This is a genomic window from Methanocaldococcus lauensis, assembly GCF_902827225.1.
Lineage (GTDB): Archaea > AGJL01 > Methanococci > Methanococcales > Methanocaldococcaceae > Methanocaldococcus > Methanocaldococcus lauensis.
This window is the reverse complement of record NZ_LR792632.1, coordinates 1,344,265-1,355,821: the sequence shown is the minus strand read 5'-3', so window position 1 is coordinate 1,355,821 and position 11,557 is coordinate 1,344,265. Positions and strand designations below refer to the sequence as shown.

Annotated in this window: 8 protein-coding genes and 2 CRISPR repeat arrays; of the genes, 1 reads left to right on the top strand and 7 read right to left on the bottom strand. The window is 29.8% G+C overall.

Annotation, left to right across the window (positions count from 1 at the left end):
- Positions 1 to 17: 17 nt before the first annotated feature.
- The 7 genes from KMP69_RS07135 to topA form a co-directional block, all read right to left on the bottom strand.
- Positions 18 to 1,157, bottom strand: a complete 1,140-nt coding sequence (locus KMP69_RS07135) for a bifunctional 5,6,7,8-tetrahydromethanopterin hydro-lyase/3-hexulose-6-phosphate synthase (RefSeq protein ID WP_214399773.1) — start codon at positions 1,155 to 1,157, stop codon at positions 18 to 20.
- 83 nt (positions 1,158 to 1,240) lie between these two features.
- The gene (locus tag KMP69_RS07130; RefSeq protein ID WP_214399772.1) at positions 1,241 to 2,014 is read right to left on the bottom strand and encodes a dihydroorotate dehydrogenase electron transfer subunit; all 774 of its coding nucleotides are present in this window, start codon (positions 2,012 to 2,014) and stop codon (positions 1,241 to 1,243) included.
- A 102-nt stretch (positions 2,015 to 2,116) separates the two neighbouring features.
- On the bottom strand, positions 2,117 to 2,743 hold the full coding sequence (locus tag KMP69_RS07125; RefSeq protein ID WP_214399771.1) for a fumarylacetoacetate hydrolase family protein: 627 nt from the start codon (positions 2,741 to 2,743) through the stop codon (positions 2,117 to 2,119).
- A 21-nt stretch (positions 2,744 to 2,764) separates the two neighbouring features.
- Complete coding sequence (hpt, locus tag KMP69_RS07120) at positions 2,765 to 3,322, bottom strand: hypoxanthine/guanine phosphoribosyltransferase (protein WP_214399770.1); 558 nt, start codon at positions 3,320 to 3,322, stop codon at positions 2,765 to 2,767.
- 15 nt (positions 3,323 to 3,337) lie between these two features.
- Positions 3,338 to 3,937, bottom strand: a complete 600-nt coding sequence (locus KMP69_RS07115) for a PCI domain-containing protein (protein ID WP_214399769.1) — start codon at positions 3,935 to 3,937, stop codon at positions 3,338 to 3,340.
- Positions 3,938 to 3,956: 19 nt separating this feature from the next.
- Entirely contained in the window at positions 3,957 to 5,117 is a 1,161-nt protein-coding gene (locus KMP69_RS07110; RefSeq protein WP_214399768.1) for a class I SAM-dependent rRNA methyltransferase, read from the bottom strand.
- Positions 5,114 to 7,582: a DNA topoisomerase I gene (gene topA, locus KMP69_RS07105; protein ID WP_214399767.1), complete on the bottom strand. Its 2,469-nt coding sequence runs from the start codon at positions 7,580 to 7,582 to the stop codon at positions 5,114 to 5,116. The genes KMP69_RS07110 and topA overlap by 4 nt, the downstream gene beginning before the upstream one ends.
- A 522-nt stretch (positions 7,583 to 8,104) precedes the next feature.
- Positions 8,105 to 8,932: direct repeats of the CRISPR family, unit length 32 nt; unit sequence ATTTCCATCCCCTTAGGGGTCTGATTTTAGAC.
- A gap of 148 nt (positions 8,933 to 9,080) precedes the next feature.
- Positions 9,081 to 9,539: a CRISPR direct-repeat array (repeat unit 32 nt; unit sequence ATTTCCATCCCCTTAGGGGTCTGATTTTAGAC).
- A 453-nt stretch (positions 9,540 to 9,992) separates the two neighbouring features.
- Here topA and asnB point away from each other — a divergent pair.
- On the top strand, positions 9,993 to 11,543 hold the full coding sequence (asnB, locus tag KMP69_RS07100) for an asparagine synthase (glutamine-hydrolyzing) (protein ID WP_214399766.1): 1,551 nt from the start codon (positions 9,993 to 9,995) through the stop codon (positions 11,541 to 11,543).
- The last annotated feature ends 14 nt before the right edge of the window (positions 11,544 to 11,557 follow it).

Below are 11,557 nucleotides of genomic sequence, written 5' to 3'. Positions count from 1 at the left end.
AAATATCCCAACAAAAACTAATATTCAATATCCTCATCCTCATCAAAATAAAGCCTATAAGTGTCTATATCATAGCCCATCTTATTTATAAACATTCTAATAACTCTTCCAGGGTCTCCTGATTTTGTAATTGCTCTACCAACAATTAATATTTGATATTCTTTCAATAGCTCTTCAATATTCTCTATCCCAACTCCTCCAGCAATTGCCAATAAACAATTACCTTCAAACTTCCACTCTTTTTTAATTCCAAAAGTCTCTTCATCAATACCTCTATGTAAAATAACAACATCTGGCTTTAATTTTAAAGAATCGTATAATTTTTGAGGGTTAGAGACATTTAACATATCTAAATAACTTATTAAACCACATTTTTGGCATTCATGAATAGCTTTAATTATTGTTGATTTTGGTGCTAATCCACTTATTGCTACAGCATTAGCAGTTGCTTCAAAAGCCAATCTAACCTCAACCCTTCCAGTATCTAATGTTTTTAAGTCAGCAACAATAAAACCATCAAAATACTCTCTCATTATCTCAATAACTTCTAAACCAAATTTTTTAATTAATGGAGTTCCCGCCTCTAAGATAATGTGGTCGCTCTTTGGAATATTGTGTAATAAAAATTCTAAGTTTTCCATTGTTGGAACATCCAAAGCAATTTGTAGATATGGAGGATACTCTAATCTAACATCTCTAAACCCAACTAATGGATGCAAAGCCCTATACTTCTCTTTCTTTACCTTTTCTTTTGATGGATATTCATTTAAAGCTCTGTTTATAGCTAACTTTGTTGAAGCATAAAAGTATTGGAAAAGCTTTCTTTTTGTTAAATTTGTTATTGGAAGCTCTGGGACATTAATAGAAACAACAATTTTTAAATCCTCATCTAAATCTAAATCAGCAACTGCTTTAGCAACTGCATACTGAATAACTCCTTGAAATAGCTCATCTTGTATATTGCTCTCAATATTATGCCTTGGAACTACCAAGGTTAATGGCTTAACTATTAAATTAGGTCTTAAGTTTGCAAAAACACAGTTACCTCTTGTTAAAGCATTGGTAAATATATTATCTATATCTTTACCTTTTCCAATAGATACATTAACTATTGCTTTAATCTCATTCCCTAAAACTGCCTCGCCAAACTTTATCATACTGATCACAGCATAAAATTTTTTTACAAATAATTAAAAACAAAGTATGAATAACCAAATAAATGTTGGAAATTAAGTGAATATTAAATCTTAATAACCTTCCCAGAGGACTCTCTTTTATATTTCCCAAATTCTCTAATAAATCTCAGCTTATCTCCCCAAAATACTGGTCCATCCTTACATACACAAAGCCCCTCATCATCTACACAACACTGCCCACAGATGCCAATACCACACTTCATATATCTCTCCATTGAAACTTGAACTGGAATATTATGTTCATTGGCAATATCAACAACCTTCTTCATCATTATTTCTGGCCCGCAAGTAATAATTAAATCAAATTTCTCTTCTTTAAGAACTTCTTTCATTTTTTCAGTTGTAAAGCCTTTAAATCCAAAACTACCATCATCTGTACATATTTCCAATCTTCCCGCTTTTTTAAATCTATCTAAAAATAACAATTCATCTTTACTTCTTGCTCCCAATATAGTTGTTATTTCAATCCCTTGCTTTGAAAATTCTTCAACTGCTGTTATAATTGGTGCAGCTCCAATACCTCCAGCAACAGCCAAGATTTTATCTCCCAACGGCTCAAAATATGTTCCATAAGGCCCTCTAACTCCTATTATATCTCCTTCTTTTAATTCATGCATTTTTTTAGTAAATTCTCCAACTCTCGCAACGCTAAAACTGTTTTTGGAAGAGAAACCAAATGGTTTCTCATCAACTCCTGGTAGCCAAAGCATTGCAAACTGTCCTGGCTTAAAATCAAAATCTCTATCTATTACAAATGTTTTTACTGTAGGACTTTCTTTTATGATCTTTTTTATTCTACAAATAATTGGCTTTTCCATATAAATATCACCATTAAAATCTTAAAAACTATAAATTTAGATAATTTCTTTTTAAAAATAGGTAAGTTAAACATTTTATTAAATTTACCTTTTGCACACTCACTATTCTTCGTCTTTAACATAATTTCTTAAAATTCCTATATTTTCAATTTCACATTCTACAACATCTCCTGCTTTTAACTCTCCAACTCCGGGAGGAGTACCAGTTGAAATAATATCTCCAGGATACAGTGTCATTATTGATGAAACAAATTCTACCAATTCATAGACATCAAAAATCATATTTTTAGTGTTAGATTTTTGTTTAACTTCATTATTAACTCTACACTCAATATTTAGGTTCATTGGATCTATGTCTTTAACTATTCTTGGACCTATTGGACAAAATGTATCAAATGACTTAGCCCTCGTCCATTGCCCATCTTTCTGCTGTAAATCTCTTGCTGTTACATCATTTAAAATTGTGTATCCCATTATGTAATCCTCAGCTTCTGATTTTTTAACATTTTTACATTTTTTTCCTATAACAATTGCTAATTCAACTTCATAATCAACTCTTTTGGAAATTTTTGGTCTTATAATATAATCTTCGTTGTAAATTATAGATGATGTGGGTTTTAAAAATATTATTGGATATTCAGGAATTTCCATATTTAACTCCTTAGCGTGGTCTATATAGTTCAAACCAACGCATACAATCTTTGTAGGGTTTATACTTCTTATGTCCATTTGACCACCAACATTAACATTTTATTTATCTAAAATTACAACTTTTCCATCTACAACATCAATTTTAACTAATGTTTTAATTTTATAGCCAGTTTTTTCTTCAACTTCTTTTTTACCATTTCCTCTTTCTATAACACATATTATATCCTTTATCTCAGCCCCTGCTTTTTTTAATGCCTCAATTATAGCAATCATCGTTCCTCCCGTAGAGATAACATCATCTACAATTACTACTTTATCTCCTTTATTTATTCCATTTAAATATAATTGCCCTTTACTATAACCAGTAGTTTGAAAAACAGGAATTTCTCCAGGTAATTTGTATTCTCTCTTTCTCATAATTACATAGGGTATATCAGTATATAAGGAGAGAATAGTTGCCAAAGGTATTCCCATAGCCTCGGCAGTTACTATTTTATCAACATCCTCAAAGTTTCCAATTTTGATTATTCTTATTGCTACTTCTCTCAATAACTTTGGCTCTACAATTGGAACCCCATCAGTTATTGGGTGAATAAAATAATGATAATTTCCTCTTTTTACAATAGGACAGGATTTTAAAGTTTCTTCTAATAGCAATTTTCCACCTCCAAATTACTGTATTTTATAAACTCCAGGTATGGGCTCAAGGATGTCTCCAGATTCTATTAATTCAGATAAATACTTTTCTAACTCTTCCTCTGAGAGTCTAACCATACCAGAGAGTTCTTCAAATGTAATTTCTCCAAATTTTTCAATAATGGATAATATTTTTTCTTTTATAACTTCTGGATCTAAATTTTCAATTTCTATATCTTCTTCAAATTCTTCCTCTTCAGTTTCCTCATCTGCCAATTCAGCATTTTCTAATAAATATTTTCTTGTCTTTTTTATTTCTAAATCTCTAAGTTTTACCCATTTTTCATCTCTAACTCTAATAATTTCAGCCATTAAATATTTATCTCCATTGAATGTTCTTGGTCTTCCAATTACATCAACAATATCTCCCTCTTTGATATAAACTGGTTTATCTTCAAAATACTTAACATTTACTCCATCAACATAAAAAGATAAAATTTCTCCAACATTTATATTTTCCACTTTTCCTAAAATTCTTACTCTTCTAACCTTTCTACCCTCTATAATTAAAGAATTTTCAACAACTTCATTTTTTAAGAATTCTTCTGGATAAATTTTATAGGCAACATATCTCATATTTTCACCAAAAATAAAATTAAATTTTTTCTAAACTTAAAAATAGACACTTTAAGTATTCTGTTCCCTTAGAAGTTATTGGATGATCTGGACTTTGTGAGCCATATTTAATGATTTTGGCCCATTTTTTTGCTTTTAGACATGCATCTATAACTAACGCTTTAAATGCATCTGGCTCTAATGGTTGAGAGCAAGAACAAGTTACTAACAATCTATCAGCCAATTTAGCTCCAAATCTATTTAACATATGATAGCCCCTAATAGCATCCTTCAAAGATTTTTTTGATTGAGCAAATGCAGGAGGGTCTAAAATTACTATATCAAATTTCTCTCCATCCTCTATAAACTCTTCCATAACTTTAAATGCATTTCCTTCTATAAATTCATATCTATCTTTTGGAATATTATTTAATTCCATATTTTCCTCCGCTACTTTTAACGCCTTTTTAGATAAATCTACTCCTACAACCTCTGCCCCTTTAATAGCACAATGAACAGAAAATCCACCAGTATAGCAACAGACATCTAAAACTCTATCTCCTTCTTTTATAAATTTCTCTATAGCCAATCTATTCTCTCTTTGGTCTAAGAAAAAGCCTGTTTTTTGTCCATCAAAGGTAACTTTAAATTTTGCATCCCCTTCTTTAATAATTGTCTCTGTTTTCTTTCCAACTAATATACCCTCAACCTCTGGCAATCCTGCTCTTTTCCTATTTCTTCCAGAACTTTTTTCATAAATACTATCTATCCCTAAATCTAAAAGTGTCTCTACAATTACATCTTTCATTTTTTCAATACCGTAGTTGAATATTTGAACTGTTGCAATATCATTATATTTGTCAATAACCAAACCATTTAACCAATCTGATTGAGTATAAACCATCCTATAAGTGTCTTTAAATCCTAAAAAATTTACTCTATATTCATTAGCCTTAATTATTTTCTCTCTTATGTAGTTTTCATCCAAATTTTCTTTTTTTAGTGTCATTATTCTAACTTCTCTTGGATTTTTAAAACCTCTTCCTAAAAATTTCCCTCTCTTTGAATATATATCAACTACCTCTCCAATTTCTATTTTATCAAAATCTTCTTTATTTAAGATATTCTCTCTTGGAATTATTAAATTTCCTTTTTCTATTGCTGAATAACCTCCAAAATCAACATACAATTTCGGAATCATGTTTTATCCACCTTTTTATTTAATTTTTCTGTATATTTACACTTTGGATAATTTGAACATCCTAAAAACTTTCCATACTTTCCTTCTCTAATTATTAACTCTCCTCCACATTTAGGACATTTCTTTATAACCTCTTTATTTATTGATTCAGTATATTTGCACTTAGGATAATTGGAACAGCCGTAAAATTCTCCATATCTACCTTTCTTTAAAATTAAATCTCCACCACACATAGGGCATTTTCCAACAACTTTTTTACTTTCATTTTTATTTTTTTCTGTGTTTGAGGAATTATTAGAATCTAACTTTTTTATAAGGAACATTCCTACATCTTTTTCTTTCTTTTTAAATTCTTCTAAAATTTTTCTTAATTTTTGTTCTGCCTCATCCAAAACTTCATCTTTTTTAATCTTTCTAAACTGTATTTTTTCTAACTTCTCTTCTAAATCTCTCGTCATTTTTTCGTCAATAATTTCTGGACAGAACTTTTTTAAAGTTTCAACGACTGAAATTCCCAAGTCAGTTACTTTTAATGAGCCATCATCAATAACATACCCTCTTTTTATTAATTTCTCAACGATTTCCGCCCTCGTTGCCTTAGTTCCTAACTTTCTTTTCTCCAATTCCTTAATTATACTTGCAACAGTGTATCTTTTAGGTGGTTGAGTTTCTTTTTTAGTTATAGTTATTTTTTGAATAGGTATTAAATCTCCCTTATTTAACTTTGGCAACTCACACTCATCAAATTTTGGGAAGTAATAAATTTCATGCCAACCTTCTTTTAATGTTCTTGAACCAGATAGTTTAAAAATCTCTCCATTTATGTTAATTTTTATATTTAAATATTCCCTCTCTGCATTATCCCAAAAGGCACTTAATGTTCTTCTTGCAATTAAATCGTAAATCTTTTTTTCTTTTTCTGATAATTCTTCATCTTTTGGAATATCTACAACATGTATTGCAGGATGAGCAGGATCCTCTTTTTTACCTTCAACTGGCTTTAAATCTCCCTTAGTTAAAATCTCTTTAACCCATTTTCCATAAATTGGATGATTCTTTAAAGTATTTAAAATATTCTCTAAATAGTTTTTATCCTTTGGTAATTTTTGGGAAGATGTCCTTGGGTATGAGCAGTTATGCACAACTACACCATTGGCTATAAAGTTGTGGTATTTCTCAACTGTTAAATCATAAACCTCTCCTTCATAATCAATTTCTTCAATTTTTTTAATTTTTTGGATATAAACCTCTCCATAATTAAGTGTTACTACTTGTTCATTTTCTTTCAACTCTCCAGAAGGAACAAATATTAACTTATCCCTATAGACCAAAATTGGATGCTCTTTTGTTGCAATAAGTTCAGTTCCATCATTTAAGGTAATTTTTATTAGTTTCTCTTTTACTGTTCTTTTTAAAAGTTTATATTTTGATTTTGTTAATTTCAAATCTTTATTTAAACATAAAATATTTCCTTCATCGTCTAAATCCTTAATTTTCTTAACTCCATCAGGTAATAAAATTAATGTGTCTGGATGCAAACATAAACCTTTTTCATACAAACTTTGGGCAATTTCTTGGGTTTCCTTTGGAGAAAACTTAAAATAGTTGTATGCCTCTCTCTGTAAAGTTCCTAAGTCAAAGGGAGGGAGTGGCTTTATCTTTCTCACAGTTCTTTTTATCTCTACAACTTTCCCAAACTTTTCATTTTTTACTTTTTCATAAACATTTTTAGCCTCTTTTTCATCCCAAAATTTCTCTTTTTCATGTATTGCCTTTAAATTATCCTTTAATAATGCCTCAATAACCCAGTATGGCTTTGGAACAAATTTTTTAATTTCCAACTCTCTCTCAGTTAAAAAAGCTAATGCTGGTCCTTGAACTCTACCAACACTCATTGTTTTCCATCTATTTACTGCCTTAATAGCATTCATCAACGCTCTTGATAAGTTTATTCCATAATACCAATCTATGATATGCCTACTTTCACCAGCATCTACCAAACCATAATCTATTTCATCAGGATTTTCAAACGCTTTTATAATTTCATTTTTTGTTAATGAGGAAAATCTCATTCTCTTAGCTTTTGTTTTACTGCAACAGTATTTCAATGCGTGATAACCTATTAATTCTCCCTCAATGTCCCAATCTGTTGCTATATATATTTCATCTGCCTCCTTAGAAAGTTTTTTTAATGCCTTTATATAGTTATCAACATATTTTTTTCCTTTTTCAGCACTTGCTGGTTCCCATTTTACATCAAAAACAGGATAATGTCCAAATTTAGTATTGTTTTTTTCAACCAGCGTAAATAAATGCCCGACAGCACTTGCAACAATAATTTTTTTCCCATTCCTCTCCAATTCGTAGTATGGAACATTATAGATAGTTTTTTTCTTAGGTTTTCCCAAAGCATTGGCTATTTTTTTAGCAACACTTGGCTTTTCACAAATAATTAAAATACACATAGTTTCACAAAATATTATTTTAAATTAGTATGGAAAAACTATATTATATTAATTTACTTTTCTTTATGCATACACATTTTTAAAATTTATTCATAATAATAAATACCAAATCTTGGAATTTTTTAGGAAAGATGATAATAAATCATAAAAAAATTAAATTTTTCTTATTATATATTAAAATTCTATAAATAAACAGTGTAACTACCACAATTTAGAATTATTATAATAATTTTTTGATATTTTTATTATTTTATAATAAAGATTTTAGAATTTACCGAGAGTCGTTATTACTTTTAAAATATATGTGAATATAGAAATCTATGAATTTTTATGATACTGAAATAAAATTAAAAATTTAAATATTCCCATCCCATAGGGGGCTCTGCCCCCTATTGGGATACCTGGGATGCATTGCTTCGCTAACGCTCAGTAATGCCTCTTAAATTAAAATCATTTTCCCCTTAGAGGTCTGATTTTAAACTCAGATGTAGAGTTATTTTTAATAGATGACAATTATAGAAAGTTTCCATCCCCTTAGGGGTCTGATTTTAGACAATAAAAGTATAGAATTCGGCAATCTGCCACTCACAAACCTTTCCATCCCCTTAGGGGTCTGATTTTAGACGACAAGTTCCCTCTACAACTTCCATCTTTCCTTTATGCGTATTTCCATCCCCTTAGGGGTCTGATTTTAGACATTCACGATAAAGTAGATGCAGACGAGATTTACGACAGCATTTCCATCCCCTTAGGGGTCTGATTTTAGACGAGATTAAGAGAAAACTTGAAGATGTGGCATTACAATTAAATTTCCATCCCCTTAGGGGTCTGATTTTAGACTAAGATATAGACTTTAACTTCATTAATATGAACACAATTCTCATTTCCATCCCCTTAGGGGTCTGATTTTAGACCAACGAAATAGTTAGTTTATTTAAAAAAATCTATGTTCATATATTTCCATCCCCTTAGGGGTCTGATTTTAGACAAAACATGCTTTGTTCATGTATTGGGAAAAATTAAAAATTTCCATCCCCTTAGGGGTCTGATTTTAGACCCGCCGATATATAAGGAATATTTGAAGGATATTATAGGATTTCCATCCCCTTAGGGGTCTGATTTTAGACGATAATATGGGATATGCTCAGGATGTTTTAAGTGCTGTTAAATTTCCATCCCCTTAGGGGTCTGATTTTAGACTTTAATAAATATGCTTATGCAATTAGCAAAAGCTGAAAAATATTTCCATCCCCTTAGGGGTCTGATTTTAGACAAATGTATATGTAGCAATATATAAAGGAGATAAGATGGTGTATGAATTTCCATCCCCTTAGGGGTCTGATTTTAAACCCATAGGGGGATACCCCCTATTGGTATACCCCCGATGCATTGCTTCCCTTAGGAAGCAATGCCTCTTAAATTAAAATCATTTTCCCCCTTAGGGGTCTGATTTTAGACTCATAGGATTTGATAACAAAGATTTCCGAAAGAGAATATACATTTCCATCCCCTTAGGGGTCTGATTTTAGACCTAATGACCCAACGGCATTAACACAGATTTTCTTAATATTTCCATCCCCTTAGGGGTCTGATTTTAGACTATCACCTTTAAATTCTTCTTAATAAATCTATAATTTTTTCCATCCCCTTAGGGGTCTGATTTTAGACGCAATTGATTTATCAAGCTAAAAATAATATTGATAATGTTTTTTCCATCCCCTTAGGGGTCTGATTTTAGACGTAAAATATGATAATAGCGATTTTTAGAGGTGAAAAGATTTTCCATCCCCTTAGGGGTCTGATTTTAGACTGGAAAAAAACAAGAACATGGCACGTTAAGGACTTAGATATTTTCCATCCCCTTAGGGGTCTGATTTTAGACTTAGACGAATCAATATTATCTGAAAAGGAGCTCATTGCTGCAATTTTCCATCCCCTTAGGGGTCTGATTTTAGACAGGGCATAATTTTTTGAGATTAAGGACTAAAATTACTTTATTATGCTTCTTTGTTGGGGGGTTATAGTTTGGAGGGTCAGTAACCCTTGTTATTTATATACCTCCGAACTTATATATAAACTTTTCTATTTTTATTTATTACTTTAAAAATTCTTTAAATTTTTATTATTAACCTAATTATCGGGGAAAATTAGAGATAAAAATAAACTACTAAATTCTCTTAAAAATCCCAATAATTTAATAAACTTAATTATTCAAATTAATCAAAATAGAAGACCCTCCGAAATTTAATAAAATCTTTTAAAATTTAAAAATATTAAATTAAAATCCTCTAAATTAAAAAATAAAAATTTTTAGCGAGAGAAGATATACTAAAAACATAAAATTTAAATATCCTAACCCCTGTATATACTCTTAACTACAAATAACTTTTTAAATTAAAATGTGAGGAATATGTGCTCGATAAGTGGGATAATTATTAAAGAACAACCAATCCCTGTAAAATATGCAATAGATATGATGAAGATTTTGAAACATAGGGGTAGGGATAGTTCTGGAATGTTAATTGATGATAACATTATTTACTTTAAAGATTTTAAGGATGTTGAAAACTTAAATGTAGACATTAAAAACATCACTATAGGGCATAACAGATTGGCAATTGTAGGAAAATATGGAAACCAGCCAATTCCTAATGAGGATGAAAATATATGGTTAGTTTGTAATGGAGAAATTTATAACTATATTGAATTAATGGAATATTTAAAGGAAAATCATGAGTTTAAAACAGATACTGATAATGAGGTTATAATTCATCTATATGAAGAAGATAAATTGGAGGAATTGGATGGAGATTATGCATTTGCAATTTATGATAAATTAAAAAATATTCTATTGTTGGCGAGAGATCCTTTTGGAGTTAAGCCATTATTTTATGTTGATACTAAAAAATATTTCGCATTTGCTTCTGAAAGAAAAGCATTATGGCATTTGTTGATAAATATCGATAACTGCAAGAAAGATTTAGATATATTAAATAGCAAAATTAAGACATTGAAACCAAACTCTCAACTAATCTATTACTTAGATAACCACAGAATAGAGATTATAGAAAATTTCAAAGATGACTTTAAAAATCTAAATAATAATTATAAAACAAATTTATGTTATGAAGAGGCAAAAAAATACTTAGAAAAGGCATTAAAAAATGCTGTCTTAAAGAGAGTTAGAGACCTATATAGAGTGGGAGTTATATGCTCTGGAGGAGTTGATAGTTCTTTAATTGCAAAATTAGCATCTTTATATTGTAAAGAAGTTATTTTATATGCAGTAGGAACAGAAAATAGCGAAGATTTAATTTATGCTGAAAAATTAAGTAAAGAGTTAAATTTACCTCTAAGAAAGAAGATAATCTCTGAAAATGAATATGAAGAATATGTTTTTAAAGTATGTAGAGCAATTGACGAAGTTGATTTAATGAAAATAGGTGTGGGAATTCCAATTTATGTTGCCTCTGAACTTGCCAATAAAGATGGCTTAAAAGTTGTTCTATCTGGACAAGGGGCTGATGAACTATTTGGTGGCTATGCAAGACACGAAAGAGTTTATAAAGAAAAAGGAGAGGAAGAATTTAAAAAAATGTTAATAAATGATCTTACCAATATATACAAGGTAAATTTAGAGAGAGATGACCATTGCACAATGGCTAATGGTGTAGAGTTGAGAGTTCCATTTTTAGATGAAGATGTTGTTAAAGTGACATTATCTCTACCTACAAATTATTTAATTTCAGACCTTAGAAAAAGAATTCTAAGAGATGTAGCCTCAAAATATCTTCCAGATTATATAGCATATAGACCAAAAAAAGCGGCTCAATATGGTAGTGGTGGAGAAAAAATAATATATAAGGTGGCTAAAAAATATGGCTTCTCAAAGAAAAAAATTAATGAATTTTTAAAGTTATTAAAGAACAGAGTTATTGAAGATTTTATTAAAAACATTTAATTAAAGTTTTCTGA